Source organism: Cyanobium sp. Aljojuca 7A6, assembly GCF_024346455.1.
In the GTDB taxonomy this organism is placed as follows: Bacteria; Cyanobacteriota; Cyanobacteriia; order PCC-6307; family Cyanobiaceae; genus Cyanobium.
Genome location: NZ_JAGQCY010000004.1, coordinates 79,571 through 105,778 on the forward strand (window position 1 = coordinate 79,571; position 26,208 = coordinate 105,778).

Genomic DNA, 26,208 nt, shown 5'->3' on the forward strand with positions numbered 1-26,208 from the left:
ATCAGAAGCCATCAAGTGCCTGAAGAGCCTCCCTGCTTAAGGCGACGTGCCACGGCCTTGAGATCCTGCGTGAGGCAGGAGAGCCTCGTCCTTGTCGTCATGGAGATCGGCGTCTCGTAGCCCAGAGCCTCGCGCAATCTGTGCAGTGACTGTGAGTGCACGGCTTCACGAAAGACATCTGTGGTGAAGGGGTGGCGCTCCATGATCAGGGGGCGTTCGGCCTTGCGGCCACTGGCTCCAGAGCCCATCTCCGCGCGGGAAATCTGGATCGGTTGTTCAGCCACTTCGAGACGGGTCGCAGTGGTCATGCCAAGAACAGATGAGCGGATTCGATCTTTCTCCCGCTGCTCATGCAAGGCGAGTGTCTGCATGTGAAGGTCGTTCAGTGGATGGCTGTGGTTCTTCCAGGCCAGCCAGCTATTGAAATAGAAATCTGCGTAGTCATCCAGGCGCTTGAACGCTTTCGCCATCGAGGAGAAGGAGCGGCGCATGGCCAGCCAGGTGTCGAACGGGTCGCGATGGGTGTAGAAGCAGGTGTGGGGAATCTGACGGCTGTCCAGGATCTCAACCAGAGCTGGAGTGGCTGAGCCATCAGGGAAATGTCGTAGTCTCCAGCCCTCACCAAAGCTGTGGTCGCGGATCATCAAGACCGAGGCGGCGTCGTTGGCGAGGAAGGTGTCGACGAGCAACTCAAGCCGTCTTGAGTATTCCTTAAGCGCCTCTTGTCTGGAAAATAATTCCAGAGCTCGAACCCGATGCAGGGGATCCTCCGGGAAGTATGTCGTTGGTGAATTGTAGGAGTAAGGGTTGGTTTCACCGGTGAGCCAGGCGTTAGCGTCCAGCGCTTTGGCGATGTAGTGAAAGAGATAGGTCCCCGCCGAACACGGAAGATTGGCCACCAGGACAATTCGTTTGTCCATACTCTCTTTCTGATTTGTTGGGATAATAGGCTGCAAACCTGCTGGCCATGCTGAGTTTCTTCAGAGGCTGGCTACAAAAAGCCCCCGCCGTTGGGCGAGGGCTGGGAGGGTTTGCTGTGGAAGCCGTTCAGACCTTGCGGCTGTAGAACTCCACCACCAGCAGTTCGTTGATCTCTAGGGCGACCCATTCGCGCTCAATGCGGCCGCCCACCTTGGCGGTCATCTTGGCCTTGTCGAACTCCAGGTGGGGAGGGATGTTGGCCAGGCCGGGGAAGGCCATGTTGGCTTCGGCAAGGGCCTTGCTGCACTTGCGCTCGCGGATGGCGACCACGTCGCCGGCCCTGCACTGGAAGCTGGGGATGTCCACAACGCGGCCGTTCACGGTCACGTGGCCATGGTTCACCAACTGGCGGGCGCCGGGGACGGTGGGACCGAGGCCGAGGCGGAAGCAGATGTTGTCGAGTCGGCCTTCGAGCAGCTTGAGCAGGTTGGTTCCGGTGGAACCCTCCTGGGCACGGGCTTTCTTCACGTAGCGCACTAGCTGACGTTCGGAAATGCCGTAGTTGAAACGCAGTTTCTGTTTTTCTTCGAGACGGATCGCGTATTCGGAGCGCTTGCGACGGGCTTGGCCGTGCTGACCGGGGGGATAAGACCGTTTGGCGGCCTTACGGGTGAGACCGGGAAGGTCCCCCAAGCGCCGCGTGATCCTCAGGCGAGGGCCGCGGTAGCGAGACATAAGGGAAGGTGAAGGAGGTGGTGGGTGCGGCCCAGGGGCCGACGGCGCGGTTCACGGTTGCGGCATGCTGGACGAACCCGGATGCCTTGCGCGTGCAGCGCCAACCACTCACCTTAGGCGTTGACAGTCCCACAGGGATCCCAGCGGCCTTCTCGGCTGCCGTGGCCACCCTGCTGCTGGCCCTGATCGGCGCCTACCGTCGCTGGCTTTCGCCCCTGCTGGGTCCCCGCTGCCGCTTCATTCCCAGCTGCAGCGCCTATGGGCTGGAGGCGATCGGCCGCCACGGACCCTGGCGCGGGGGCTGGCTCACCTTGAAGCGAGTGGGCCGTTGCCATCCCTTCACCCCCTGCGGCTGCGACCCGGTCCCGGATTGATGCAGGAGCTCCTGCTGTTCACCCGCCAGGGCTGCTGCCTGTGCGAAGGCCTCGAGGAGAAGCTTCGTGCCCTGGATCCCCCCCAGCCGCTGCTGTTGATCGACGTGGACACCGATCCGGCCCTGCAAGGGCGCTACGGGCTGGCCGTCCCCGTGTTGGCTGTGGCAGCCGGTGACGACGGCCCCCTGCGGGAGTTGCCTCGGGTGTCCCCCCGCCTGGCAGGAGCCCAGCTGCGAGCCTGGCTGACCAAGCAGGGTGTCCGCTGAGCATCACGCTATGACAGGCGCCAGCTTCGTCCCGCCGGACGCCGCCGGCGCCACCATGTCACCGCTGCTTCAGCCGCTCCTGCATCAGGTGGGCCTGCCGCCGCTGCCCGACCCCACCGGCGCCCTGGCCCAGGCGACGGTGAGCGGGGTCAGCTGCGATTCCCGCCGCGTCGGCCCCGGCACCCTGTTTGTCGGCCTGCCCGGCACGGCTGTGGACGGCGGCAGCTTCTGGCCCGAGGTGCTGGCCGCCGGCGCCGTGGCGGCGGTGATCGGGCCGGCGGCGGCGGCGGCCCGGCCCCCGGCCCCGGGCGATCCGGTGTTGGTGGTGGAGCCGCCCCTGGCTCTGTGGGCCGGCCAGCTGGCGGCGGAGTTCTGGGGCCAGCCCAGCGGGCGCCTGGCCCTGATCGGCGTCACCGGCACCAACGGCAAGACAACCACCACCTATCTGATCGAGCATCTGGCCGCGGCGGCCGGCCGGCCGGCCGCCCTGTTCGGCACCCTGCACAACCGCTGGCCGGGGTACAGCGCCACCGCCACCCACACCACCGCCTTCGCCGATCTTCTGCAGGCCGACCTGGCCCGGGCTGTGGTGGCCGGCAGCGCCATCGCCGCCATGGAGGTGAGCTCCCACGCCCTCGATCAACAGCGGGTGGCCGGCTGCCGCTTCGCCGCAGCGGTGTTCACCAACCTCACCCAGGACCACCTCGACTATCACCCGTCGATGCAGGCCTATTTCGAGGCCAAGGCCCGGCTGTTCGCCCCGGAGCTGCTTGCAGGCGGCGCCGTGGTGAATGTGGATGACCCCTGGGGCGCCAGGCTGGCCGAGCGGCTGCGGGAGGGGGAGTCCGGTCCCTGCTGGCGCAGCTCCCTGGAGGATCCGGCGGTGGAGCTGCACATCAGCGATCTGGTGATGGGCGCCGACGGGGTGAGCGGCAGGCTGCACTGCCCGTCAGGGGAGGGGCCCTTCCGATCCCCCCTGGTGGGTCGTTTCAATCTGATGAACCTGCTGCAGGCGGTGGGGGCCCTGTTGCAGCAGGGATTGCCCCTGCCTTTGCTGCTCGACGGCCTGGCCAGTTTCCGGGGCGTGCCGGGACGCATGGAGCGGGTGGACGGCCCGGCCGGGGTGGCCCTGCCGGCAGTGCTGGTGGATTACGCCCACACCCCCGATGGCCTCGAGAACGCCCTGGCGGCCTGCCGGCCCTTCACCGATGGCCGGCTGATCTGTGTGTTCGGCTGCGGCGGTGACCGCGACCGCAGCAAACGGCCCCAGATGGCGGCGATCGCGGCCCGCCTGGCGGATGCGGTGGTGGTCACCTCCGACAACCCCCGCACCGAAGACCCCCAGCGGATCCTCGACGATGTGGTGGCCGGGATCCCTGCCGGCACTGAGCTGGTGGTGGAGGGCGACAGGGCCGCCGCCATCGCCGCCGCCATCGCCGCCGCGACGCCGCAGGATCTGGTGTTGATCGCCGGCAAGGGCCACGAGGACTACCAGATCCTCGGCACCACCAAGGTGCATTTCGATGATCGGGAGGAGGCCGCCAGGGCCTTGATGGCAAGCGCCGCCGGCTGAGGTGTTTTTGCCTTGTGATGAACACGATCCGCTTGGTGCGGTTCCGTTCGGGTGTAACTTACCGATGCAATCCACCGATGTATATGGCCGCGTCCACTCCCATGCCGAAGAAGTTCCTGGCGGAACTGATCGGTACGTTCTGGCTGGTGCTGGGCGGCTGCGGCAGCGCCGTCCTGGCGGCCGTCTTCCCCTATGACAACGCCGCCGCCAATCCGCTGGGCCTGGGTTTCCTGGGCGTCTCCCTGGCCTTCGGCCTGACCCTGCTGACGGCTGTCTATGCCATCGGCCATGTCTCCGGTTGCCACATCAACCCGGCGGTGAGCTTCGGCCTCTGGGCCGGTGGCAAGTTCCCGGGTTCCGGCCTGCTGCCTTACATCGTGGCCCAGGTGCTCGGCGGCGTGATCGCCGGCGGCGTGATCAAGCTGGTGGCCAGCGGCCGTCCCGGGTTTGAGCTGGTGGGCTCCAACCCCTTGGCCACCAATGGCTTCGGTGCCCACTCCCCCGGCGGCTACAGCCTGCTGGCGGCCCTGGTGATCGAGGTGATCCTCACCTTCATCTTCCTGCTGGTGATCCTGGGAGCCACTCACAAACAGGAGCTCGGCGCCATCGCCGGTGTGCCGATCGGCCTGTCCCTCACCCTGATTCACCTGATCAGCATCCCTGTCACCAACACCTCGGTGAACCCGGCCCGCAGCACCGGCGTGGCCCTGTGGGTGGGTGGCGAGGCCATCGGCCAGCTGTGGCTGTTCTGGCTGGCCCCGATCGTTGGTGCCCTGCTGGCCGGCTGGTTCTACAAGGCCTTCTTTCAGCCCACCGAAAGCTGAGCCAGCTGAGCCAGCAGCCGCTCCACCTCGTCAGCGGTGCTGACCAGGTGGGTGCAGGCCCGCATGCAGGCGGGGGATTCCAGGGTGCGCAACCAGATGCCCCGATCCCCCAGTCGCTTGACGATGGCCCCCGGATCGAGGGGCTCTCCCGTGGGGCCTGCCAAGGTGAAGCTCACCAGGCCCGCCGGCGGGGGCACCTTCAACAGGGTGCGGACCCCAGCAAGCCGTTGCAGGCCTTCCCACAACTGGACACTGCGCTCCCGGATCGCTGCTAGCCGTGTCTCGGCCTCCCCTTCGGCCTCCAGCAGCTGCAGTGATTGGTCCAGCCCTGCGAGCAGGGGCGTGCAGGAGGTGGCCACCTCGAAACGACGGGCATCGCGGTGGTAGCCCCCGGCACCGGGCCCGTCGTGCTCCAGACTGCGCCAGCCGATCAGGGTGGGGCTGCTCTCTGCCAGCAGGCGCTCGGAGAGGGCCACGGCGCCGAGCCCTTCCGGACCGCAGCACCACTTATGGCCGGTGCAGGCATAGATGTCGGCAGCAGAAGCCGCTGCGGCCACCGGCAGGCTGCCCAGGGACTGGGCCGCATCCACCAGCAGCCAGGGATGGCGGGGATGGCCGGCCAGCTGGGCCGCCACCGCCGCGATCGGCATCGTCTGGCCGGTGTTCCAGAGCAGGTGGGAGAGCACCACCAGGCGGGTGCGGGGGCTGAGGGCCGCCTCCAGCCGTCGGCCCACGGCCGCTGCCGTGTCCCCGGCCCCACCGGTCAGATCGGCCACTGCCAGGGAGGTGATCCGCAGCTGGTGGCGCCGGGCCAGCTCCTCGAGGGCGGCCACCACCCCGTAGTGCTCGGCATCGCTCACCAAGAGTTCGTCGCCCGCCTGCCAGGGCAGGCCCCAGAGGGGCAGCACACACCCCGAGGTGACGTTCTCGGTGAAGGCCACCCGCTCCGCATCGACGCCAAACCAGGTCGCCAGCCGCTGCCGCAGCCCTGAGATGGTGCGATTCACATAGGGCCAGACGTCGTCGCTGAACGGGCCCAGCTCCTGGATGGTGGTGAAGGCCTCGCTGATCGCCGCCAGCGATGGTGAGGGCAGGGGGCCCTGACCGCCGTAGTTGAAGTACGTCTTGTTGGCCAGGGCGGGCATCAGCTCCCGCAGGGGGATGGGGGGCTCGGCGGGCAAGGGCAGGGGTGGGAGCGCCGCTGAAGCATGGCAGTGGACGCCTCCTGCTGGAGCCCTAACGGATCCAGTCGCGGCCTCACACGGCTCCTACTCCAAGCAAAGTCAATGACCGACGGATGAATCGCCCAAGCGATCCTGTGAACCGTTCGGTGTCACATCAGCCCATGATTAACTTCTCCGTGCTGAATCACTCAGCACAGAAAGAATCAGTGGACAGGAGTCAATCCTGAACAACTTTTGATTTTCGTCCTCAGTTGCTCGAGATCACCTGGCCCACCACCACGGCCGCCACGGCCGAGAACAGTGTGATACCAAGGGCTGTGAGGGGGCTCTGGCCCTGGGCCACCGCCAGGGTGGTGATCACGCCGGCCCCGAGGCTGGCCACGGCGAGCTGGGAGGTGAGTTCGCTGCCGGTGCGGGGGCTGGGGCTCGGGGTCACGGCGGCGATTTCAGGGATGTTCGCCAGACGCTACGGGCAATGTCTCTTGCGTCACCCTCACCGCGGCCAACCTGTTACCAGGCGTGGTTGTTCTTCATGAAGCCGTTACATCGGGCCGCATGGATGCAATGAAAGTCTTCCACTTTCGTGCCGATTTGCCTTATGGAAGCCGCCCGGCCCCGGAAGCCGGCCGGGCGCGGCCACTGCTGGCCCAGCTGCGCAGGGCCTCCAGTTGCTCCCGGGCCGTGCGCGACAGGGGCACCACCTGGCTGGCGGCAGCGATCAGATCGGCCTCCCCCAGCTCGCGGCCCTCGCCGAAGGCCAGGTGCATGGCCTCGATCACGGTCTGCTCCAGCTCGGCGCCGGAGAAGTCGGCGGTGCGGTCCACCAGCACGTCCAGCGGAATCGTGTGGGCCGGCCGCCGCCGCCGCAGCTGCAGATCCAGGATGGCCCGGCGCTCTTCGGCATCGGGCAGTTCCAGCAGGAAGATCTCGTCGAAGCGGCCCTTGCGCAGCAGTTCCGCCGGCAGCCGTTCCACCGCATTGGCGGTGGCCACCACGAACACGGCGCTGCTCTTCTCCGCCATCCAGGTGAGCAGGCTGGCCAGCACCCGTTGGCTGGTGCCGCCGTCGCTGCGGCCGTCGCCGCCGCCGCCGAAGCCCTTGTCGATCTCATCGATCCAGAGCACGCAGGGGGCCATGGCCTCGGCCCGCTGGATCATCTCCCGGGTGCGCGCTTCGCTGGCTCCCACCAGGCCCGCGAACAGGCGCCCCACATCGAGACGCAGCAACGGCATGGCCCAGCTGTGGGCGATCGCCTTGGCGGTGAGCGATTTACCCGTGCCCTGGGGACCGATCAGCAGCACCCCCCTGGGCAGGGGCAGGCCGTAGCGCTGGGCCTCCTCGCTGAAGGCCCGGTGGCGTTGCTCCAGCCAGTGTTTGAGGGTGTCCAGGCCGCCGATGTCGGCGGGGGTGGCTTCGGTGGGGCAGTACTCCAGCAGCTCGCTGCGGGCGATGGCCTGGCGCTTCTCCTCCAGCACCTCCGTCAGGTCTTCGATCCCCAGCTGGCCCCGTTGGGCCAGGGCCCTGGCGGCCAGCTGGCGCACCCGCTGTTCGCTCAGCCCGTGGCAGGCGGCCGTGAGTTGCTCCAGGACACTGGGCGTCAGGGGCTGGCCGCTGGCCTCGGCGATCGCCCGCAGCAGCCGGCCGATCTCGCGGGCCTCCGGCAGGGGCAGTTCCAGCAGGGTAACGCTGTCTTCCAGCTCCCGCGGCATCTGCCACTCAGGGGCGCTGATCACCAGGGTGTGGGGCACCTGCCGCAGGCTCACGGCGAGGTTGCGCAGCCGCCGGCAGACGCCGGGATCATCGGCGTAGCGATGGAAGTCCTTCAGCAGCAGGATTGCCCCCTGTTCGGCGGGGAGCCCGTCCAGGCCACTGAGGGCCGCCATCGGCTGGCGCACCGCCTGGCCCTGCAGGTTGGGGGCCCCGGCCATCCCGCCGATGAAGTCCCAGCGCAGCAGGGTGCGGCCCCCAAGGCGCTCGGCGGCCCGCTCCAGCAGCCCCTCCACCCGCTCCTCCTCCAGGCTGCGGATCCAGAGGATCGGCGTGCGGGAGCGGATCAGAAGATCCAGCTGATCGGCCAGGTCATGGACCATGGCTCAGCGCAGGGAGCGGAGGGCCGCCCAGCGGGGATCACCGGCTCCATCCCCGTTGGCGTCGCCCTGGGAGAGCGGTGGGCCTGGACAGTCCGCACCGCAGCGGTTCACCAGGGGCAACTGCAGCGTGAGCTGTTCGAACAGCCAGCGCTCCGGATCGAAGTTGCTGCCGGGATCCAGGCATTCCACCGGATCCTCGGCTGCGAACACCACCTCTTCCTCCTGGGGGCCCGCCACGCCGATTTCCAGCAGCTCGCGGGCCTTGGCTGCAAGGACGTGGTTATAGGACTGCAGGCAACGGTCGCAACAGAGGGTGATGATTGTTTCGGCCGTGCCCTCCACCGCGAGCACCGTGCCGTGGTGAATGGCCCGCATCTGGCCCCGCACCGGGGTGAGGCTGGCCAGCCCCGCGATGGGCTGGTCGACCGTCCAGGTGCGACCGTCGCTGAGCAGCCGCAACTCCTGCAGGGGCAGTGGCTGCAGCCGGGGAATCATTTCTTGGCCTTGGGCTCAAAGGGCAACCGGCCGCCGCCACCTGCGCCGGCCGTGGCTGTGGCCGGCTGTTGGGCGAGTTGCTTGTCGAGGATCGCCTGCAGGTTGTCGGGCAGGGCCTCTCGGGTGAGCAGGAAGGTCTGGACCCCCTGGAACACGTTGGCCACCACCATGTAGAGCAGCACCCCGGCGGGGAGCGGAAAGAACAGGAACATCGCCGTGATCATCACCGGCGTGATCTTGTTGGCGGTGGCCTGCTGGGGATTGGCGGGCATGCCCATGCCTGAGAGCAGCTGGGACGCGAACAGGGAGGCACCGAAGGCCCCCACCAGGATGGCGATGTCCCAGTTGATCGCCCCATCGGTGTAGAAGCCCACCTGGCCCAGGGCCTTGATGAACAGGAAACCGCTGCGGGCGGCCAGGCCGGGGATACGCGCCTCAACGGTGGCGTCGCCGGTGGTCAGGGCCGTGATCTTGCCCTGGTCATCCACCTTCACCACACCCTCGCCCTTGGTCACCACCCAGCTGGGGGTGAAGCTCTCGCCGTGCTCGACCGTGCCCAGCAGGGAGCTGAAGCTGGTGCCGTCCTTGCCGTGCAGTTCCACCGTGGTGCTGTCACCCACGCCGAGCTTGGTGCCGCCCTCGAGGCTGGCGATCACGGGAACGTGCTCGGTTTCGCTGATGAAGATGGAGTGGCTGGCGCTGTTGAAGGGCTTGGTTTCCACTGCTGCGATCTCCTCGGCCGGCAGCACCTTGAGGTTGATCGGGTAAGGGACATCCGCGAACGGCGATCCCCGCAGGGTGGCGAACAGGGCGAAGAGGATCGGCATCTGCACCAGCAGGGGCAGACAACCCGACAGGGGGCTGCCGAACTCCTTCATCAGGCCGCCCAGTTCCTCCTGCTGCTTCTGCGGATTGTTGGCGTACTTGGCCTTGATCTCCGCCTGGCGCTGCTGCATCACCGGCTGGGCAATGCGCATGCGCCGGGCGCTGCGGATCGAGCCGGCGCTCAGCGGGAACAGGGCCAGGCGGATGACCACGGTGAGGGCCACGATCGCGAGCCCATAGCTGGGAACCAATCCGTAGAAGAAATCAAGGATCGGGAGCAGCAGGTTGTCGGAGATGTAGCCGATCACGGCAGGGGTGCGCTGGGGTGGGGAATCTCGGCTGCCAGTGTGCCCGACCGGGGAGACCAGATGGGGGTCAGGTGGTCAGGCGCTTTCCCGGGCCGGGGGCGCGAAGCCGGCAGGACCGGTGGCTCCGGGCGACCGGGGGCTGGCTTTGCTGCGGCTGTCGCGGCGTTCCTCGATGTAGGTCTCGAGTTCGCGGAAGCGGGGCACCGCCCGCATTTCGAGCTTGGCGCCGTCGCTGAGCACCAGCACCATGTCGCCCCAGGCGCCGAAGCCCCGCGGGACGGAGCGCACCTCGCGGATCTGGCTGTAAACCACCTGGGTGCGGTCGCGGCCGAGCCAGCCGCCGCTGACGCTGATGCGCCGGCTGGTGATGCGGAACCGTAGCCACAGGGCCCGCACGATCGCCCCAACGGCGAAGGGGATGCCGATCAGGGTGAGGCCGAACAGCAGGTTGATGACCAGATCGCCCTTGGCCGGTCCCCCCTCGTAGAAGACCGTTTCATTGATCTCAAGTTTGTTCTCCACCCTGTCCTCCGGGGTCAAGGAGCAATCCTGCCTGGCGCAGCAGATGGGTGCATTCTCCCAGCAGCTGGGCCTCACCGCGCTCGAGGCAGCCGGGCTTGAGCGTGATCAGCAGCCAGAGGGGGCTGGCTGGCGTCGGGGGGTGGCGCAGCAACTGATCGTGGAACAGACGCCGCAGGCGGTTGCGGCGAACCGCCAGCTTGCTGACCTTGCTGCTGACAACGATGCCGCAGCGCCAGGGGCTGGGGCATGGAGGTGTGCCGGGAGGAAGCAGGGACTGATCCGCGGCAAGGATGCGCAGAAGCAGGGCCGGACCCTGGAAACGGCGACCCTGGCGATAAAGGCGATCAAAAACCCGTCGGCCCCTGAGCCGATGCTGCTGGGGCAGGGCCACAACCCCTCCCGCTCGGCCTCAGACCGCCAGGCGGGCCCGACCCCGGCGACGGCGGGTGCGGATGACGCGACGACCCGTATGGGTGCGCATCCGCACCCGAAACCCGGAGACCCGCTTGCGTTTGCGGCTTGTTCCTTCCAGTGTGCGCTTCGTCATGCTGCTGCTTGCTCAGTGGGTCACCCTATCAGTTGGTGTTGTTGGGGACGATCTGGATCAGCCAGCTGCCCAGGTAGCCCGAGACGGGGATGTCGCCAGGGGCCTGGGCCAGGGCGTTGAACTGATACATGCCGGCGTTGAACGGGTTGAACACGTTCATGTAGACGCCAATGGTGTCCTTGTCGGAGACAGGGGTTTCAGGGAAAATGTCGATGGATTTGCCATTGGCCGACACTTCGATCGTGGCCGGGATCGTTTCCAGGCAGCGGGTTCTCTTCAGCATTCCCCCTTCACTCATCCTGCAGAGCTTGACCTGCTTGGGATCGATCGTGGTGTCGAAGTGGGTGGGAACGCTGATGCTCAACTTCAGAATCGCGGTCTTGCGGTCCTTCGGCCGCAGCATCAGGTAGTACTCCGCCCGCTGCATGCGGGTGGTGTCGGTCGTGAAGAAATAAAGCTTGCGGTAATCCCTGTTGTTCTCCCAGCGGAATTCCATCAGCCCGGGCGTGCCCTGGGCGAGGGAAGGTGGGGTGGCGACAGGGGAGAGGACGCTGGCCGTGGCCACGGCCAGCGCTCCAAGGCCGGCGGTGCCCAGACGGCCGATCAGGCCCAGGGCATGGGACCGCTGGCGCGGGATGAAAGGCATGGCTGGAAGAAACGTGATTGTGAAAGTCTCAACACGCCCGTGCGCCTGGCGCGAGTTCAGTGGTCGGCGGGGGAGCTGGCTGGGGCCGGGGGGTGGTCCGGATCAGCCCGATCGGGCCTCAGCCGGGCGGCGTCTCGCAGGTAGGGATGCACCACTTCCCGGTTGCCCTCCATCCAGGCATGGGCCAGGAGGCGGATGCAGTGGGGCAGGTCGCCGGCCACCGCCATCTGCTGGCAGTCGAGCAGGGCCACCCGGCCCCAGTCGGCCCGGCGCCTCGCGATGGCGGCCGGGAAGCAGGCGTCCAGGTCGGCCGTGACGGAGAACGTCACCGAGAGCACCCGATCTCCCACCAGGCCGTTGCGTTGCAGCAAGGCGTCGATCAATTCGGCCACGGCCTCTGCGATCGCTTCGCCGCTGTTGGCGCTGGCGGTGGTGGCTCCCCGCAGGGCCCTCAGCTCGAGACCAGGCTTCATGACGTCAGGGGCGATGGAGCCAGAGGGGCTGGCCAGTCCAGGCCAGCTCCAGGCTCAGGGACTGGGACAGCTGCTGCAGCAGTGTGGCTCCCGGCAGCAGGCCGAGCAGCTTTCTGGGCGGTTTGCCGAAGCTGACGGTGCGGGTTTTCTCCGGATCCAGCCCCGCCAGCTCCGCCGCCAACAGGCGGGCGCTCTCCTCGTCACCCAGGACGTCCACCAGGCCCAGGGGCAAGGCCTGGGCGCCACTGAACACCCGCCCGTCGGCGAAGGCGCGCACAGCAGCCTCTTCCAGGCCCCGCCCCGTGGCGACCGCGGCGACGAACTGGCCGTAGCTGGAATCGATCAGCTCCTGCAGCAGCTGCCGTTCCGCTTCGGAGAGGGCACGGTCGGGCGAAAGGATGTCCTTGTAAAGGCCGCTCTTGACGGTTTCGAAGCGGATGCCGATCCGTTTCAGCAGGCGGGACAGGTCGTTGCCCCGCAGGATCACACCGATCGAACCGGTGATGGTGCCGGGATTGGCGACGATCTTCTCCGCCGCCACCCCCACATAGACCCCGCCGGAAGCGGAGATGTTGCCGAAGCTGGCCACCACCCGGCAGCCCTTCTCCCTCAGGCGCAGCAGGGCCGCATGGATCTCCTGGCTGTCGCCGACGGTGCCGCCGGGGCTGTCGATGCGCAGCAGCAGCGCGGGGCACTCCCGTTGCTGCACCTGCTCGATGGCCTTCAGCACCCGGACGCGGGTACCCCCGGCGATCGGCCCTTCGATGGCGATGCGCGCCATTGTTCGACGGGACTTGCGGCGCCAGGGCCAGGGCATTGTGGAAAGGCGTTGTGGCTGGATCTTAAAAAGAAGCCCTTGATGGGCCCGCTGCCACGCCGTTCACCCCTCCACCTCCGACCCAGGCCGCACGCCCCATGCCCCGGACCCTGCGCTGGGTGTTGATGCTTCTGCCCTTCGCCCTCTGGGGCACCGCGATGGCGGCGATGAAGCCGTTGTTGGTGGGGGCGTCCCCGGCGATGCTGGCCAGCCTGCGGCTGCTGCCCGCCGGGGTGGTGCTGCTGCTGGCGGCCCGCGTCCTGGGGCGCTCCTGGCGCATTGACCCTGTGGATTGGCCCTGGCTGCTGCTGTTCGCCGCCATCGACGGCAGCCTGTTCCAGGGGCTGCTGGCCCGGGGGCTGGGTCAGACCGGGGCCGGCCTCGGCTCGGTGCTGATCGATTCCCAGCCCCTGCTGGTGGCCCTGCTGGCCCGCACGCTGTTCGGGGAAGCGATCAATCCGGTCGGCTGGCTGGGCCTGTTGATCGGCCTGCTGGGCATCCTCTGCCTGGGACTGCCGGGGGAGGTGCTGCGCCACTGGTGGCTGCAGGGCCCTCCTGCCCTCCAGGGGCAGGCCTGGAGCCATGGCGAGGCCTGGATGCTGGCGGCGGCGGCGGCGATGGCCGTGGGCACCGTGCTCTGCCGCTACGCCACCCGCCGCAGCGACCCGGTCGCCATCACCGGCTGGCACATGTTGCTTGGGGGCGTGCCCCTGGTGCTGGTGGCCGGCGGCGAGTCCCTGCTGCGGCCGGAGGCCGTGCCCTTCTGGCCCCATTGGAGCCTGGGCCAGTGGGGTCTGATGGCCTATGCGGCGCTGCTCGGCAGTGCCCTGGCTTACGGACTGTTCTTCTGGTTCGCCAGCAGCGGTGATCTCACCGGTTTCACGGCCCTCACGTTCCTGACGCCGGTGTTCGCGGTGCTCTGCGGCGTGCTGCTGCTCGAGGAACGGCTGGGGCCCCTGCAATGGCTGGGCGCCGTGCTCGCCCTGATCTCGGTGCTGCTGATCAACCAGCGCGGCCGGCTCTGGCAGGCCAGCGGCAGGACGGAGCCGGCCGCGCCGTGACCCGCACGCTGCTGTTTGTCCACCAGAACTTCCCCGGCCAGTACCGCCACCTGGCGCCGGCCCTGCAGCGCCGCGGCGATCGGGTGTTGGCGATCGGTGGCCCCACCAGCCAGCCCCTGCCTGGCACCCCGCTGCATCGCTACGACCCGCTGCCGGCCGGTGGGGTGCCCTCTTGCCACCCCTGGGCGGCTGATTTTCAGGCCAAGGTGCTGAGGGCCGAGGCGGTCGCCCGTTGTCTGGAGCCCCTGCTGCAGGAAGGCCTGCGCCCCGATCTGGTCATCGGCCATCCGGGTTGGGGCGAATTGCTGGTGGTGAAGGACCTGTTGCCGGACGTCCCGGTCCTGCACCAGGTGGAATTCATCTACCAGCTGCAGGGGGGTGACGTGGGATTCGACCCGGAGTTTGCCGACGCCGACTGGCGGCTGCGGGCCCGGCTGCGCCTGCGTCGGGCCCCCCAGCTGCTGGCCCTTCAGGACCTGGACTGGGGGCTGGCCCCGACCCCATGGCAGGCCAGCACCGTGCCGGCCCCCTACCGCCACAGGCTGAGCGTGATCCATGAGGGTATCGACACCGCGGCGATCGCCCCGCAGGGTCACGCCCGCCTCCAGTTGCAGCGCGCCGGCCTGAGCTTCGCCCCCGGGGACGAAGTGGTGAGTTTCGTGGCCAGGAACCTGGAGCCCTACCGCGGCTTCCACACCTTCATGCGCATGCTTCCCCTGCTGCAGCGGCTGCGGCCCAGGGCCCAGGTGGTGATCGTGGGTGGGGAAGGGGTGAGCTACGGCGCGGCGCCCCCCGGCGGCGGCAGCTGGAAGGAGGCGATGCTGCGGGAGCTGGGCGACGACCTGGATCGGCGCCGGGTCCATTTCGTCGGCCGCGTGCCCCACCCGGTGCTGCACGAGCTGTTCCGCGTCACCGCCTGCCACGTCTATCTCACCGTTCCCTTCGTGCTCAGTTGGAGCCTGCTGGAGGCGATGAGCTGCGGTGCCCTGGTGATCGGCTCGGCCACGCCCCCGGTGCAGGACGTGATCGTCGATGGCTGCAATGGTCTGCTGGTGGATTTCTTCGATCACCAGGCCTTGGCCCAGCGGGTTGCGTCGGTGCTCGCCGATCCTTCGCCCCACGCGGGGCTTAGGCAGGCAGCCCGCCAGACTGTGGTGGAGCGGTTCGATCTGGCCCGGGTCTGCCTTCCCCAGCAGCTGGAGCTCGTGGACCGCCTGATGACCTGAGGGGGGACACAGGACCAGGACGGTGGGGAGCGATAGGTTCCCTGCGGTTCGCCCAGCCGGTTTGACCGCCCTGCCCAGCCCCCAGCGCCGCCGCTTGCTGCTGATCACCTTGCTGCTGGGCCTGGCCCTTTATGCCTGGCAGCTGGGCAGCACGGGTCTGGTGGATGAAACGCCGCCGCTGTTCGCGGCCTCGGCGCGGGCCATGGCGGAAACGGGCGACTGGCTGATCCCCCGGGTCAACGGACTGCCTCGCTACGACAAGCCTCCGCTGGTCTACTGGCTGATGGGGCTCGTCTACGCCCTGCCCGGCCAGGAGCAGTGGAATCCGCTGGGCACCTGGGCCGCCCGGTTCCCCTCCGCCCTGGCCGCCATCGGGGTGATGCTGGCCCTGGCCGACACACTGCTGCGCTGGCCCCAGCCACCCTTCGCTGCCCCGCCCCTCTCCCCCCAGGGGCCAGGGCCCTCGGCCCTGCGCCCCGGGCTGACGGCCGTCACCGCTGCCCTGGCCTTCGGCCTCTCGCCCCTGATGCTGGCCTGGGGCCGCACGGCCGTGAGTGATTCCCTGTTCAGTGGCCTGGTGGCCCTCTCCCTGCTGCTCTGCTGGCAGGCCTATGCCGACCCGGCGCGGCGCTGGTGGCTGCCGTGGCCCGTGCTGGGGCTGGCCGTGCTGGCCAAGGGGCCGGTGGCGGTGGTGTTGCTGGGGATCACCCTGCTGCTGTTCGGCTGGCTCCAGGCCGATCTCGGTGGGCTCTGGCGCCGGCTGCGCCCCCTGCGGGGCCTGATGCTCACCGCCCTGGTGGCCCTGCCCTGGTATCTCCTGGCGCTCCACAGCGAAGGCCGACCCTTCTGGGAGAGCTTCTTCGGCTATCACAACCTGCAGCGCTTCACCGAGGTGGTCAACCACCACCTGCAGCCGTGGTGGTTCTTTCTGCCGGTGATGGTGGTGGCCAGCCTGCCGGTGACCCCGCTGCTGCTGCTGGGCCTGGCCCGGGCCATCGGCCCGCTGCGCCTGTCCTGGTGCCCCACGCGGCCACAGCCGCCCGCCGCCTCCCTGGCCCGCTTTGCCGCCTGCTGGCTCCTGGCGGTGCTGCTGTTCTTCACCGCCGCCGCCACCAAGCTGCCGAGCTACTGGCTGCCTGCCACGCCCGCCGCCGCCCTGCTGATCGCCCTGGCGGCCCAGACGGCCTGGGCCGGTGCTGGCGGCGGTGGAGGTGGCCGGCCCTGGGAGCGCTGGGCCTGGGACCTGAGCCTGTTGCTGGTGACGGGCCTGGGAGTGGCGTTCCTGCTGGCTCCCCTGTGGCTGCCCCTGATCAACGATCCGGAAATGCCCACCCTGGCGGCGACGCTCGACGGCAGCCCGTTCATCCCCTTGGTGGCCGCCTTCTGGTTGTTGGCGGGCCTGCTGGGCTGGATCTTCCGCCGCCGTCGCCCCCCCCTGCGCTTGCTGGCCCTGCAGCTGCCGCTGGTGCTGTTCGTCCCCACCGCCCTGATTCCGTTGTGGAGCGTGGGTGATCGCCTGCGGGGCGGGCCCGTGCGCCAGATGGCGGCGGCGCTGCACCGCGAGGGCCGTCCCGGGGAGTCCGTGGCGATGGTGGGCGTCCTCAAGCCCTCGCTGCACTATTACGGACGGCGGGTGGTGATCTACGAGGGCATCGGCGTGGAGGGTCCCATCAACCTGGCGGAGAGGCTGCGCCTGGAGCGCCGGGCGGGCCAGCAGCCCAGCACCCCGGACGCCCAGCCCACCGTGCTGGTGGTCATCGACCAGACCACCGCTCGCGCTCCCTTCTGGCGCCACCTGGGCGCCACCGAGATTGACCGTGCCGGGGTGTACCGGCTCTGGCGCCTCGACCGCCGTCGCCTTGAGGCTTCTGTCGCGGAGCTGCGGCGGAACGGCTTCGCTTCCGACTGGCAGGCGCCCCGGCCGGAGCGTTACTAGGCCGCCGGCAGGTGGATGTGAAAGCGGCTGCCGACAGCGATTTCGCTTTCGACGTTGATGGAGCCCCCCATCGCCTCCACCAGCAGCTTCACCACCGACAGGCCGAGGCCCGAGCCCCGCTCGTGCTCGATGGCATTGCGACCGCGGTGGAAGCGATCGAACACCTTGGGGATGTCCTCCGGGGAAATGCCGATGCCCTGGTCCTGGACGCTGATGCACAACTTCCCCGCGTCCTGGGACAGGTCGAGGCAGATCGGTCGGCCCGGTGGCGAATACTTGTCGGCGTTCTCGATCAGGTTGAGAAGCACCTGCTGCAGGCGATCGGTTTCCGCCACGGCCTTGATCGGCCCCTCGGCGGCCTCCTTGGGCAGGGTGAGCAGCAGGGGCCTTGAGAGCTGGCTGCGGGCGAGGTCGCAGGCGGTGGTGAGCACTTCATCCACCGCCACCGGAGCCAGGACCATCTGCAACTGGCCGGATTCGCTGCGGGAGAGGTCCAGCAGGTCGTTGAGCATGCGGGTGATCCGGTGGGTCTCGGCCTCGGTGGTGGCCAGGGCCCGCATCTGCTCCGGATCCAGGTTCTGGCCGCGGCGCTGCAGCCGGCGCAGGTAGCCACCGATGATCATCAGCGGGTTGCGCAGCTCGTGGGAGACCAGCCCCACAAAATGACGCTGCTGGCTCCAGGCCAGAGCCAGACGATCCAGAAGGTCATTGAAGGAACCAGCCAGTTCCTCCACCTCGAGGGGGGCCTGATCCAGCTTGAGGTGGCTGCTGGCCAGGCTTTCGGAGGTGACCCCGGCCGCCATGCGATGCAGATCCTGCAGGGGCTGGAGGATGCGGCGCGTCAGGATCGAGATCGCCACCGACGTCAGCACCAGGCACAGGATCCAGACCCCGGCCACAGCCAGCAGGATGGTGCGGAAGGTGGCGATGTTGGTGCTGACGTCTTCGGCCACCCAGAGCTGGCTGCCGTCGGCGGAGCGATGCAGGGGGTGGGTCAGATAACTGTTGCCCTCCAGGTCCTTCACCAGCCGGTGATTCGTGCCGACCAGCAGGGGGGTGAAGGACTGCCGGGACCAGGAGTCCTGGTAGGACGCCATGGACAGTTCAACGAGGCGGGGCGAGGCCGTCGCCTCGCTGGACGCCGCCGCCGGCAGCAGCAGGGAACCATCACTTCGCTCCACCCAGAACAGACGCTCTGTGACACTGCGACGATTCAGTTCCTGGCGCAGTTGGTCGGTGTTGGCCAGGGATGGATCGCTGCCGATCTGATCGAGCCAGGCGGTCAGGGTGGTCGCGGCCTGCCGCTGCCCCGCCTGCTGCTGACGCAGCAGACACTGCTGATTGATCAGCACGGTGAAGGCGGAGGCGGCGGTGAATCCCAGGAAGACCGTTGTGAAGGCCGCCAGCCTCAGCTGGCCAAGCAGGCTGCCGAACAGGCGTTGACGCCAGCCATGGGGAGGTGTTCCAGCCTGGGGGGCCATGGGTGGCTGGGTTGTCAAAGGTGGCGGTTCTCGGTCCTTTTGGGCAGGAGCCGCTCCAGCAGGTCGGGCAGCCTGTCGAGAAGTTCGTGCTTTAGCACGTAGTCGTCGGCGCCGGCCTCCTGGGCCTGCCGGCGCCGTTCGGGGTCGTTCAGGGAGGTGAAAATGACCACCGGCACAGTGAAACCGTGGGCGCGCAGGTCACGCAGGCATTCAATGCCGTCGCAATCGGGCATCTGCACGTCGAGAATGACGAGGTCGATCCCCCCTTCACCCAGCACCTTCTCAAGGGCCAGGCCGTTCGCAAGGGAAAGGACCTCGCAGCCGGAGTCCACCAGCTCCTCGGCCACCATGGCCCGGATGTTGGGGTCATCGTCCACGATCGAAACCGTGGGTCTTTCAGGGCAGGTCATGACCTGGGTGGCGGTGGGGACGATCGCCCGCTGTGAGGACCGTTCCCGAAGGGGGAGAGGTGAGTGCATGGAGCTTGGAACCGTGCTTCATTTTGACCCGATCTGAGCCAATCGGCAGGGCTTAAAAGTGGCTGAGTAAGGCCAGATCATGCGGCCACTGGTTGGGGACAGAGCTCCTGGTAGAGCTTCTCGAGAGCGTCGATGTTGCCTGTCAGGGTGTAGCGCTCCAAGGCTCTGTTGCGGGCCCGTCGTCCCAGTTCGGCCGTCAGGACCGGCTGGTCCCGCAGCACCGGCAGCAGGGTGCGCAACTGGGTGGTGACGCCCTGGGTGCTGATCACGATCCCCGCACCACCCTCCAGCACTTCTCCATCGGCCCCAGCATCGGTGGCCACGCAGGCGGTGCCGCAGGCCATGGCCTCGAGCAGGGCCAGGGAGAGGCCCTCCACCAGCGATGGCAGCAGAAAGACCTCAGCCAGTTGCAGCAGGGCCACCCGCCGGGCTCGGCTGGCCTCGTAGCCCCACCAGATCACGTCGGCTTCGGTGCCGCTCTGGAGGGAGGAGCGCAGGGGGCCATCCCCCACGATGACGAGCACACAACCCTCGGGACGCACGAGCCGCCAGGCCTTCAGCAGGGCCTCGACATTTTTTTCTGTGGCCACCCGGCCCATGTACAGGAACACGCGCCGGCCGCCCACCCTCAGCCGCAGTTGGGCCAGTTCGGGTTCGCTGGCTGGGGCGGCCGGCGTCCAGGCGTCGGTGTCCACACCGTTGGGGATCACCGCCAGCCGCTCCCGACGCACCCCCAGGCGCACCAGCACCTCCGCCTGCAGCTCGGAGAACACGATCACCCGATCAAATTTCGCCAGGGAGGGCGCGTAAAGCTGGTAGGTCAGCTGCTGGGTGCCCGCCGTCAGGTTGCGCAGCCCGGCGTCGAACGGGGGATGGAAGGTGGCCACCAAGGGGAGCCCCAGCTGCTGACAGAGGTCGGGCAACCGGAAGTCGAGGGGGGAGAGGGTGAGGCTGGCGTGCACCAGATCGGGCCGCTGCCGCTCCAGGGACTCCCGCAACTCCCGCTGGGCCCCTGGGGAGGGGATCGTGTACACCTGCGACTTCACGAGGTAGGGGAGGGCCACCTCAGGGTTGTCGTCTGGCCGCCCGAGCACGGTGGGCTCACCCGCCCCCGCTTCCGGCCTGCCCAGGGAGGGAGTGGGCGTGTCGAAGTGGATGAAGCTCACCGAATGGCCTCGCTGCCGGAGGGCTTCGGTGGTGCTCAAGCCGTAGGTGACGTTGCCGCAGAACGGGGATTTCTTGCCCAACCAGGCAATGTGCATCACCTGTATGGCCTTACGCAACAGCCGAATTTAGCAGCGTTGGGCCAGCCTTCAGCTGTTCCGCCAGGGGCGTTCACTCAGGGCGGCGACGGCCGCGATGGCCGCCAGCCCCCACAGCACCGGCAGCAGCCCGTAGCGGCTCACCACGGTGCCCGCCAAAACCAGGGGAAGGCTGAGGGCGATGTTGATCAGGTTGTTCTGCAGGCCGAACACCCGACCCCGCTGGTTTTCCGGAGTGTCTTCCTGGATCGTGGTCTGGGCGGGGATCGCCAGCAGGGCGGCGCCCACCCCCAGCAGGCCGCAGAGCAGCAGGGTGAAGACCAGATTTCCGCGCAGCTGGCCGAGCAGCACCAGGCACCAGGCGATGGTCCCCAGTCCCGCACTGGCCAGGGCACGCCGGCTGAAGCGTTCACCCAGCTGGGCCATGGCCAGGGCCCCGACGGCCAGTCCCAGCCCGCTCATGGCCAGCAAAACCCCGAAACGGGTGGGACCGAGCCCGCCGATCTCGGCCGCGAGGCTGATCGCCAGTACATAGAGGGCCGCCAACAGGCTGTAGAGCAGCACCAGCTGGATCATGGCGCTGCGCACCTTGGGCCGCTCCCGCAGCACCTGCACTCCTTCGCCGATCTCTTCCCACACGGAGATGGTGCGGGGCAGCCGCGGCGGTTCCGGGATCTCGATCCCGGCGATGGCCACGGCCGCGGCGCCGTAGCAGAGCGGCAGCAGCACGAATTCCCCGCCCGGGATGCCCACCTGGGCGAGCAGGGTGCGCAGCAGGCGCAGGATCGGATCGCCGAGGGCGAAACCGACGATGGTGGCGGCCATGCTGGTGGCCTGATACACCGAGTTGGCGGCGAGCAGCTGGTTGTAATTCACCAGCAGGGGGATCGCCGCCTGCTCGGCCGGGGCGAAAAACTGGGTCAGCACCGACTCGAAGAACGTCATCAGCACCAGGGCCCAGTAGCCCCAGCTGAGCCCCAGCCACATTGGCCCTGGCAGCAGGCACAGGGGGGCGAGCATCACCAGTCCGGCGCGCAGGCCGTTGGAGGCCACCATCACGGTGCGCTTCGGCCAGCGGTCAGCCCAGACGCCGGCCACCGTGCCCAGAAGCATGGCCGGCACGGTGTTCGCCACGTAAATCCCTGTGGCCAGCAGGGTGATCATCTGGGCCCGGGTCTCGAAGCTCATCCGGAAGGCCGCGGCCGCCTCGGCAAGCGCTTCGTTGCTCTGGGGGGTGTCCGTCACCCAGTACTGGGCGATCAGGAACACCATCAGCACGATGTAGAACTTGTCCGCCAGCTGGGAGAACACCTGGCCGATCCAGAGACGCCGGAACCCCGGCAGGGCGAGGACTCCGGCCAGCCCCCTCTCGGTCTTGCCGCTCGGGCTCATGCTGGCTCGGACGGTTGGGAGGGCATCGAATCGCAGGCGGTCCGCAGCAGTCTGAAGGCTCGCGGTCTCTGACCGAGATGCTCGCCGCACCACGACTCCACCAGATCCAGAAGGTGCAGCCATACCGCTTCCGGCCCCATCAGCTGCCCGTCATGGCGGCGTGGGGGAGCAGGGCGCGTCAGCCTTTGCAGCAGGGCCAGTTCGGAAGGGTTGAGCATCACCCGGGCACCGGGGATCGCACCGATCGCCAGTCCCTCGTTGGGCAGCAGGCTGCAGCGCCAGTCCCAGTCACCGATCGGCGGCAGCAGCGGAGCGCCACTGCGGATGCAATGCTGCAGCGGCAGGGCGAAGCCCCCCAGGGCCAGCAGGTGGACGCTTCCCTGCACGGCCACCGCCAGGGCCTCGGCCCGATCGGCGCGATCCGTCACCACCGCCTCCAGCCGCCCGAGCTGGAGCAGCAGGTCGGCGAGCACCCCCGGGGCAGGCGCCTCACTGGGCACGAGTTTCAGGCACAGCTCGGCCAGGGCCTGGGCGGCGGCCAGGGTCTCCAGCCGCTGGGCCAGGCCGCTGTAATTGCGCAGCATCCGCAGCTGCCTGACCCGCCCGAGGCCGCTGCGGTCGCCCACCTGGAGAAACAGGTGGGCCAGGGGCACGGCGGCGGCCAGGCTGCTTTTCGGCCGCCGTGCGCCCGGCACCGCCAGCCGGGTCAGACCTTCGCCCTCGCTGAGCAGGGTGAGCAGCCGGTCGTGTTCCCCCAGGGGGCGACAGGTGAGCGCCAGGCCCTCAAGCTGGCGTTCAGGCACCGGCGCGCAGGGCCTGCATCAGGGCCACGCCTCGGCTCGTACCCAGGCGGCTGGCCCCGGCGGCCACCAGGGCGAGCGCCTGCTCCAGATCGGCAATGCCGCCGGAGGCCTTGACCGCGGCCCGGCCCCTGGCCAGAGCCACCAGCTGGCCTACCTGGTCGGTCGTCACCGGAGGACCGAAGCCGCTGCCGGTCTTGAGGTAGCGCACGCCGGCGTCGATGCTGATCTCCACCAGCAGGGCCAGGGCTTCCGGATCGAGGCGGCCCACCTCCAGGATCACCTTCACCGGCAGGCCCAGGTCGGTGATGGCCGCCAGGTCATCGAGCACGGCGCTGCCGTCGCCATCGGCGAGGGCGCCGAAATCCGGCACCACGTCCAGCTCATCGGCACCGGCGGCGGCGGCCCACTCCGCCTCGGCCCGTTTGATCGCTGCGGGGATGGCTCCGAAGGGAAACCCCACCACGGCGATCAGTTTCACTGCCCCTTCGACCGGCAACCGTTCGCGGGCCAGCGGTAGCCAACGCGAGGCCAGGCACACGCCGGCGAAGCCGAAATGGCGGGCCTCATCGCAGCAGCGGAAGATCGCCTCCTGGCCTTGGTGGGGGTCCAGGAGCGCGTGATCGATCAGGGGCGCGAGATCGGGCCGTTCCTGCTCCCGCTTAGGTGTCACGGGCCTGGATGACGCCGAAGCCACCGTGGTTGCGTCGGTAGACCACCTGGATCTGGCCCGTGGCCGCATCCCGGAACACGTAGAAGTCGTGGTCGATCAGATCCAGCTGATGCAGGGCTTCCTCCAGGTCCATCGACGGCATGGCGAAGTACTTGCGGCGCACGCCCCGATGCGGCACGGCGGGTTCAAGCCCCTCGGTCAGGGAGTCGCCGGGATTGGGAAGCGTGGCCGCTCCGGCCTCTTCCGCGGCGGCTGAGCGGTGCACGGGTCCCTGGGTGCGCTCCTGGAGGCGGTCCTTGTAGCGGGTCAGCTGACGGCTCAGCTTGGTGGCCACCAGGTCGATGCTGGCGTACAGGTTCTCGCTGCGTTCCTGGGCCCGGATCACCACGCCGTTGGCGAAAACGGTGACTTCGGCTGTCTGCTGCGGAACCCTGGGGTTGCGGGCCACCGACAGATGCACATCGGCTTCCTTGACGAGGCCATCGAAGTGACTGATGGCGCGGTTGAGCTTGGCTTCGGTGTACTCCCTGATCGCTGGTGTGACGTCGAGGTTGCGGCCGTGGATCAGCAGTTTCATTCGGGTGCTCGCCTCCAGAGGAATTCTGGCTCTGGGGCTCCCCCAGGCTAGGAACACAGGTGCATGGCCCCCAACACTCCCGCAATTCTTTTTGAAGCCCAGTCCCCGGTGCCCTTTCCGCTGGCCTGGGACTGGCAGCGCCGTCTGCAGCGTCGTCGACTCGACGATCCCTCCACCCCCGACGCCGTGCTGCTGCTGCAGCACACCCCCTGCTACACCCTGGGCCGGGGGGCCAGCCTGTCTCACCTGGGCTTTGACCCGGACCAGCCGCCCCTGCCCCTCTATCGCATCGATCGGGGGGGAGAGGTCACCCACCACGGGCCCGGCCAGCTCGTCCTTTACCCGGTGCTCGATCTCCAGCGTCATGGCGGGGACCTGCACCTCTATCTGCGGGCTCTCGAGGACGTGGTGCTGGCCGTGTTGCAGGGCCTCGGGCTGGAGGGAGAGCGCATCGAGGGACTCACCGGAGTCTGGCTCGAGGGCCGCAAGCTGGCGGCGATCGGGGTGGGGGCCCGGCGCTGGATCAGCCAGCACGGCCTGGCCCTGAACGTAGACGGCTCCCTGGAGGGCTTCGGGGCGATCGTTCCCTGCGGGCTGGCCGGCCGGCCGGTGGGACAGCTGGCGGACTGGTTACCTTCCCTTACCTCGGAGCAGGTGGCCCCGCTGCTGCTGGCGGCTTTTGCCCGCCGCTTCGGTCTGACCCTGCGGCCGCCGCGGCCGGAAGAAGGACTGGGAGAATCCTGATCTTGCTTTGCACCGCGCCGGCTGCCCATGAACGCCAGAGCCGAGATTCACTGGGGCGGCAACGCCCAGGACCGCCTTGCCCTTGCCGGCCGCCGCGACTGGAGCCAGCTCAAGGGACTCGAGGGCCTCTGGCCTGAACTGGAGCGCCTGTATGGCTCCCAGGTGGCGTTGGACGCCCCCCATGGCCGCCATCCGGAAACATTGCGATTCGACGAGCTGCGCCAGGCGATCGACCGGGCCGCGGCGGCCTTTGCCGATCTGGGGGTGGCCGGCGGCGACGTGGTGGCCCTGTTCGCGGAAAACGGTCCCCGCTGGTTGGTGGCCGACCAGGGGCTGATGCGGGCCGGCGCCGCCAATGCTGTACGCGGCAGCGCGGCTCCGGCCGAGGAGTTGCGTTACATCCTCGAAGACTCCGGTGCCGTGGGTCTGGTGCTGGAGTCGGCCGCCCTGCTGGAGCGGCTGGCCCTCGATGGACCGGCCCTGGAGCGACTCCGCTTCGTGCTGCTGCTGGAGGGGGAGGCCCCCACGGCCCCTGTGGCGCTGCCCTGCCTCACCTGGGAGGCCTTCCTGGCGCTCGGCGCCTCCAGGCCCGTGCCGCCTTCCCCCACGGGGGGGCCCGAGCGGCTGGCCACGCTGCTGTACACCTCCGGCACCACGGGCCAGCCCAAGGGAGTCCCACTCAGCCATGCCAACCTGCTGCACCAGCTGCGCACCCTCGGGGTGGCGGTGTCCCCGAGCCCGGGTGATCACGCCCTTTCCGTGCTGCCGATCTGGCATGCCTACGAGCGCACCGCCGAGTACTTCCTGCTGAGCTGCGGCTGCCGCCAGACCTACACCACCCTCAAGCAGTTGCGCTCCGATCTGCAGACGGTGCGCCCCCAGTACCTGATCAGTGTGCCGCGGTTGTGGGAGGCCCTGCTCTCCGGCTTCGAGGACGCCCTGGCGGCCATGCCGCCCTCCCGACAGCGCCTGCTGCGCAAGGCCCTGGGTGCCAGCCGGGCCTTCCACCGGCGCCAGCGTGTGGCCCTTGATCTCACCTTGAAGCAGGAGTCCCCGGCCGATCGGCTCCTGGCTGCGGCGGGTGCCCTGCTGATCTGGCCGCTGCACGCGACGGCCGGGGCCCTGCTCTGGCCGAAGGTGCGCGGCCAGTTGGTGGGGGGTCGGCTGCGCACGGCCATCAGCGGTGGCGGTGCCCTGGCCATCCACGTCGATGGCTTCTTCGAGGCGGTCGGCATCGAGTTGCTGGTGGGCTATGGGCTCACCGAGACCAGCCCGGTCCTCGCCTGCCGCAGACCCTGGAGCAACCGTCGCGGCAGCGCCGGGCTGCCCCTGCCGGACACAGGCCTGAAGGTGGTGGACCCCGCCAGCCGGGCCCCACTGGCCCTCGGTGAGCGGGGGTTGGTGCTGGCGAAAGGCCCCCAGGTGATGGCGGGCTACCACAACAAGCCCGAGGCCACGGCCAAGGTGCTGGATGGGGAGGGCTGGTTCGACACCGGCGATCTGGGCCTTTTGCTGGCCGATGGAACCCTGGTGCTGACGGGCCGGGCCAAGGACACGATCGTGCTCAGCAGCGGCGAAAACATCGAGCCCGGACCCCTGGAGGAGGCCTTGGTGGCCTCGCCGCTGGTGGAGCAGGTGATGCTGGTGGGCCAGGATCGCAAGCAGCTCGGAGCCCTTGTGGTGCCGAAGGCAGAAGCCCTGCAGTCGTTCGCCGCCGCGGCCAACCTGCCCTATTCGGGCTCCGAAGCCAGCCCCGACCCGGCCCTGCTGCGGGCCCTGGCCCGCGAGTGCAATCGCCTGCTGGCGGCCCGCCCGGGGTCCCGCCCGGACGAGCGGCTCGGCGGCGTGACCCTGGTGGAGCCCTTCAGCATTGACAACGGCCTGCTCACCCAGACCCTGAAGCAACGACGGGATCGCATCGCCGACCGGGACCGGGGCGCCATCGCCGCGCTCTACGGGGAGAGCTGACCCATGGTT

Annotated in this window: 29 protein-coding genes; 9 read left to right on the plus strand and 20 right to left on the minus strand. The window is 68.6% G+C overall.

What is annotated here, in order from left to right:
* Positions 1-11: 11 nt before the first annotated feature.
* Together KBY95_RS05200 and rpsD are read right to left on the minus strand one after the other, a co-directional pair.
* Entirely contained in the window at positions 12-920 is a 909-nt protein-coding gene (locus KBY95_RS05200; RefSeq protein WP_254963857.1) for a hypothetical protein, read from the minus strand.
* 127 nt (positions 921-1,047) lie between these two features.
* A complete protein-coding gene (rpsD, locus tag KBY95_RS05205; RefSeq protein ID WP_254963858.1) occupies positions 1,048-1,656 on the minus strand; it encodes a 30S ribosomal protein S4 in 609 nt (202 codons plus the stop codon).
* Between the two features lie 137 nt (positions 1,657-1,793).
* Between rpsD and yidD the strand changes: the two genes are divergently transcribed.
* The 4 genes from yidD (at position 1,794) to aqpZ (ending at position 4,693) form a co-directional block, all read left to right on the plus strand.
* Positions 1,794-2,030 (plus strand): membrane protein insertion efficiency factor YidD, encoded by a 237-nt coding sequence (gene yidD / locus KBY95_RS05210; RefSeq protein ID WP_254964037.1) that lies wholly within the window; start codon positions 1,794-1,796, stop codon positions 2,028-2,030.
* A complete protein-coding gene (locus KBY95_RS05215) occupies positions 2,030-2,296 on the plus strand; it encodes a glutaredoxin family protein (RefSeq protein ID WP_254963859.1) in 267 nt (88 codons plus the stop codon). The genes yidD and KBY95_RS05215 overlap by 1 nt, the downstream gene beginning before the upstream one ends.
* A 55-nt stretch (positions 2,297-2,351) precedes the next feature.
* A complete protein-coding gene (locus KBY95_RS05220) occupies positions 2,352-3,869 on the plus strand; it encodes a UDP-N-acetylmuramoyl-L-alanyl-D-glutamate--2,6-diaminopimelate ligase (RefSeq protein ID WP_254964038.1) in 1,518 nt (505 codons plus the stop codon).
* Positions 3,870-3,970: 101 nt separating this feature from the next.
* On the plus strand, positions 3,971-4,693 hold the full coding sequence (aqpZ, locus tag KBY95_RS05225; RefSeq protein ID WP_254963861.1) for an aquaporin Z: 723 nt from the start codon (positions 3,971-3,973) through the stop codon (positions 4,691-4,693).
* On the opposite strand, the gene KBY95_RS05230 is transcribed toward aqpZ, so the two are convergent.
* The 11 genes from KBY95_RS05230 to sppA form a co-directional block, all read right to left on the minus strand.
* Positions 4,675-5,838, minus strand: a complete 1,164-nt coding sequence (locus KBY95_RS05230) for an aminotransferase class V-fold PLP-dependent enzyme (protein WP_254964039.1) — start codon at positions 5,836-5,838, stop codon at positions 4,675-4,677. The genes aqpZ and KBY95_RS05230 overlap by 19 nt on opposite strands.
* A 286-nt stretch (positions 5,839-6,124) precedes the next feature.
* Complete coding sequence (locus KBY95_RS05235) at positions 6,125-6,313, minus strand: hypothetical protein (RefSeq protein ID WP_216905632.1); 189 nt, start codon at positions 6,311-6,313, stop codon at positions 6,125-6,127.
* 160 nt (positions 6,314-6,473) lie between these two features.
* On the minus strand, positions 6,474-7,967 hold the full coding sequence (locus tag KBY95_RS05240; protein WP_254963863.1) for an AAA family ATPase: 1,494 nt from the start codon (positions 7,965-7,967) through the stop codon (positions 6,474-6,476).
* A gap of 3 nt (positions 7,968-7,970) precedes the next feature.
* Complete coding sequence (locus KBY95_RS05245) at positions 7,971-8,462, minus strand: DUF177 domain-containing protein (protein ID WP_254963865.1); 492 nt, start codon at positions 8,460-8,462, stop codon at positions 7,971-7,973.
* Positions 8,459-9,595, minus strand: a complete 1,137-nt coding sequence (yidC, locus tag KBY95_RS05250) for a membrane protein insertase YidC (protein ID WP_254963867.1) — start codon at positions 9,593-9,595, stop codon at positions 8,459-8,461. The genes KBY95_RS05245 and yidC overlap by 4 nt, the downstream gene beginning before the upstream one ends.
* 75 nt (positions 9,596-9,670) lie before the next feature.
* On the minus strand, positions 9,671-10,135 hold the full coding sequence (locus tag KBY95_RS05255; protein ID WP_254963868.1) for a PH domain-containing protein: 465 nt from the start codon (positions 10,133-10,135) through the stop codon (positions 9,671-9,673).
* Positions 10,101-10,508: a ribonuclease P protein component gene (gene rnpA / locus KBY95_RS05260; protein WP_254963870.1), complete on the minus strand. Its 408-nt coding sequence runs from the start codon at positions 10,506-10,508 to the stop codon at positions 10,101-10,103. The genes KBY95_RS05255 and rnpA overlap by 35 nt, the downstream gene beginning before the upstream one ends.
* Positions 10,509-10,526: 18 nt before the next feature.
* On the minus strand, positions 10,527-10,664 hold the full coding sequence (gene rpmH / locus KBY95_RS05265) for a 50S ribosomal protein L34 (protein ID WP_015108935.1): 138 nt from the start codon (positions 10,662-10,664) through the stop codon (positions 10,527-10,529).
* A gap of 28 nt (positions 10,665-10,692) precedes the next feature.
* Positions 10,693-11,310 carry a DUF2808 domain-containing protein gene (locus KBY95_RS05270; RefSeq protein ID WP_254963872.1) on the minus strand — a complete coding sequence of 206 codons (618 nt, stop codon included), beginning with the start codon at positions 11,308-11,310 and terminating at the stop codon, positions 10,693-10,695.
* Between the two features lie 56 nt (positions 11,311-11,366).
* Positions 11,367-11,783 (minus strand): chorismate mutase, encoded by a 417-nt coding sequence (gene aroH / locus KBY95_RS05275; RefSeq protein WP_254963873.1) that lies wholly within the window; start codon positions 11,781-11,783, stop codon positions 11,367-11,369.
* Between the two features lie 4 nt (positions 11,784-11,787).
* The gene (sppA, locus tag KBY95_RS05280) at positions 11,788-12,600 is read right to left on the minus strand and encodes a signal peptide peptidase SppA (protein ID WP_254963875.1); all 813 of its coding nucleotides are present in this window, start codon (positions 12,598-12,600) and stop codon (positions 11,788-11,790) included.
* Positions 12,601-12,698: 98 nt separating this feature from the next.
* Between sppA and KBY95_RS05285 the strand changes: the two genes are divergently transcribed.
* From KBY95_RS05285 to KBY95_RS05295, 3 genes are all read left to right on the plus strand, one after another.
* Positions 12,699-13,661, plus strand: coding sequence for a DMT family transporter (locus KBY95_RS05285; RefSeq protein ID WP_254963877.1), 963 nt, complete (start codon positions 12,699-12,701; stop codon positions 13,659-13,661).
* Complete coding sequence (locus KBY95_RS05290; RefSeq protein ID WP_254963878.1) at positions 13,658-14,887, plus strand: glycosyltransferase; 1,230 nt, start codon at positions 13,658-13,660, stop codon at positions 14,885-14,887. Before KBY95_RS05285 ends, KBY95_RS05290 begins: the two co-directional genes overlap by 4 nt.
* Before the next feature lie 61 nt (positions 14,888-14,948).
* Positions 14,949-16,823 (plus strand): glycosyltransferase family 39 protein, encoded by a 1,875-nt coding sequence (locus KBY95_RS05295; RefSeq protein ID WP_254963879.1) that lies wholly within the window; start codon positions 14,949-14,951, stop codon positions 16,821-16,823.
* Here KBY95_RS05295 and KBY95_RS05300 read toward each other — a convergent pair.
* The 7 genes from KBY95_RS05300 to hpf form a co-directional block, all read right to left on the minus strand.
* A complete protein-coding gene (locus KBY95_RS05300; protein ID WP_254963881.1) occupies positions 16,820-18,304 on the minus strand; it encodes a cell wall metabolism sensor histidine kinase WalK in 1,485 nt (494 codons plus the stop codon). The two genes, KBY95_RS05295 and KBY95_RS05300, sit on opposite strands and share 4 nt — an antisense overlap.
* 14 nt (positions 18,305-18,318) lie before the next feature.
* Positions 18,319-18,714 carry a response regulator transcription factor gene (locus KBY95_RS05305; RefSeq protein ID WP_254963882.1) on the minus strand — a complete coding sequence of 132 codons (396 nt, stop codon included), beginning with the start codon at positions 18,712-18,714 and terminating at the stop codon, positions 18,319-18,321.
* 146 nt (positions 18,715-18,860) lie between these two features.
* Positions 18,861-20,048, minus strand: coding sequence for a glycosyltransferase family 4 protein (locus KBY95_RS05310; protein ID WP_254964040.1), 1,188 nt, complete (start codon positions 20,046-20,048; stop codon positions 18,861-18,863).
* Positions 20,049-20,096: 48 nt separating this feature from the next.
* Positions 20,097-21,437: an MFS transporter gene (locus KBY95_RS05315; protein WP_254963883.1), complete on the minus strand. Its 1,341-nt coding sequence runs from the start codon at positions 21,435-21,437 to the stop codon at positions 20,097-20,099.
* Positions 21,434-22,240, minus strand: coding sequence for a DNA repair protein RecO (gene recO / locus KBY95_RS05320; RefSeq protein WP_254963885.1), 807 nt, complete (start codon positions 22,238-22,240; stop codon positions 21,434-21,436). Before recO ends, KBY95_RS05315 begins: the two co-directional genes overlap by 4 nt.
* The gene (gene deoC, locus KBY95_RS05325) at positions 22,233-22,910 is read right to left on the minus strand and encodes a deoxyribose-phosphate aldolase (RefSeq protein WP_254963886.1); all 678 of its coding nucleotides are present in this window, start codon (positions 22,908-22,910) and stop codon (positions 22,233-22,235) included. Before deoC ends, recO begins: the two co-directional genes overlap by 8 nt.
* Complete coding sequence (gene hpf, locus KBY95_RS05330) at positions 22,900-23,487, minus strand: ribosome hibernation-promoting factor, HPF/YfiA family (protein ID WP_254963887.1); 588 nt, start codon at positions 23,485-23,487, stop codon at positions 22,900-22,902. The genes deoC and hpf overlap by 11 nt, the downstream gene beginning before the upstream one ends.
* Before the next feature lie 63 nt (positions 23,488-23,550).
* Between hpf and lipB the strand changes: the two genes are divergently transcribed.
* Positions 23,551-24,231, plus strand: coding sequence for a lipoyl(octanoyl) transferase LipB (gene lipB / locus KBY95_RS05335; protein WP_254963889.1), 681 nt, complete (start codon positions 23,551-23,553; stop codon positions 24,229-24,231).
* A gap of 27 nt (positions 24,232-24,258) precedes the next feature.
* Positions 24,259-26,199, plus strand: a complete 1,941-nt coding sequence (locus KBY95_RS05340; RefSeq protein WP_254963891.1) for an AMP-binding protein — start codon at positions 24,259-24,261, stop codon at positions 26,197-26,199.
* The last annotated feature ends 9 nt before the right edge of the window (positions 26,200-26,208 follow it).

Excerpts from the sequence above, each read along its gene's own strand:
- KBY95_RS05285 (WP_254963877.1), top strand. The coding sequence starts at position 12,699 with ATGCCCCGGACCCTGCGCTGGGTGTTGATGCTTCTGCCCTTCGCCCTC.
- KBY95_RS05220 (WP_254964038.1), top strand. The coding sequence starts at position 2,352 with ATGTCACCGCTGCTTCAGCCGCTCCTGCATCAGGTGGGCCTGCCGCCG.
- KBY95_RS05240 (WP_254963863.1), bottom strand. The coding sequence starts at position 7,967 with ATGGTCCATGACCTGGCCGATCAGCTGGATCTTCTGATCCGCTCCCGC.
- hpf (WP_254963887.1), bottom strand. The coding sequence starts at position 23,487 with ATGAAACTGCTGATCCACGGCCGCAACCTCGACGTCACACCAGCGATC.
- KBY95_RS05305 (WP_254963882.1), bottom strand. The coding sequence starts at position 18,714 with ATGACCTGCCCTGAAAGACCCACGGTTTCGATCGTGGACGATGACCCC.
- KBY95_RS05315 (WP_254963883.1), bottom strand. The coding sequence starts at position 21,437 with ATGAGCCCGAGCGGCAAGACCGAGAGGGGGCTGGCCGGAGTCCTCGCC.
- aroH (WP_254963873.1), bottom strand. The coding sequence starts at position 11,783 with ATGAAGCCTGGTCTCGAGCTGAGGGCCCTGCGGGGAGCCACCACCGCC.
- aqpZ (WP_254963861.1), top strand. The coding sequence starts at position 3,971 with ATGCCGAAGAAGTTCCTGGCGGAACTGATCGGTACGTTCTGGCTGGTG.
- KBY95_RS05245 (WP_254963865.1), bottom strand. The coding sequence starts at position 8,462 with ATGATTCCCCGGCTGCAGCCACTGCCCCTGCAGGAGTTGCGGCTGCTC.
- KBY95_RS05230 (WP_254964039.1), bottom strand. The coding sequence starts at position 5,838 with ATGCCCGCCCTGGCCAACAAGACGTACTTCAACTACGGCGGTCAGGGC.
- KBY95_RS05215 (WP_254963859.1), top strand. The coding sequence starts at position 2,030 with ATGCAGGAGCTCCTGCTGTTCACCCGCCAGGGCTGCTGCCTGTGCGAA.
- KBY95_RS05200 (WP_254963857.1), bottom strand. The coding sequence starts at position 920 with ATGGACAAACGAATTGTCCTGGTGGCCAATCTTCCGTGTTCGGCGGGG.
- rpmH (WP_015108935.1), bottom strand. The coding sequence starts at position 10,664 with ATGACGAAGCGCACACTGGAAGGAACAAGCCGCAAACGCAAGCGGGTC.
- KBY95_RS05270 (WP_254963872.1), bottom strand. The coding sequence starts at position 11,310 with ATGCCTTTCATCCCGCGCCAGCGGTCCCATGCCCTGGGCCTGATCGGC.
- sppA (WP_254963875.1), bottom strand. The coding sequence starts at position 12,600 with ATGCCCTGGCCCTGGCGCCGCAAGTCCCGTCGAACAATGGCGCGCATC.
- KBY95_RS05340 (WP_254963891.1), top strand. The coding sequence starts at position 24,259 with ATGAACGCCAGAGCCGAGATTCACTGGGGCGGCAACGCCCAGGACCGC.
- lipB (WP_254963889.1), top strand. The coding sequence starts at position 23,551 with ATGGCCCCCAACACTCCCGCAATTCTTTTTGAAGCCCAGTCCCCGGTG.
- KBY95_RS05300 (WP_254963881.1), bottom strand. The coding sequence starts at position 18,304 with ATGGCCCCCCAGGCTGGAACACCTCCCCATGGCTGGCGTCAACGCCTG.
- rpsD (WP_254963858.1), bottom strand. The coding sequence starts at position 1,656 with ATGTCTCGCTACCGCGGCCCTCGCCTGAGGATCACGCGGCGCTTGGGG.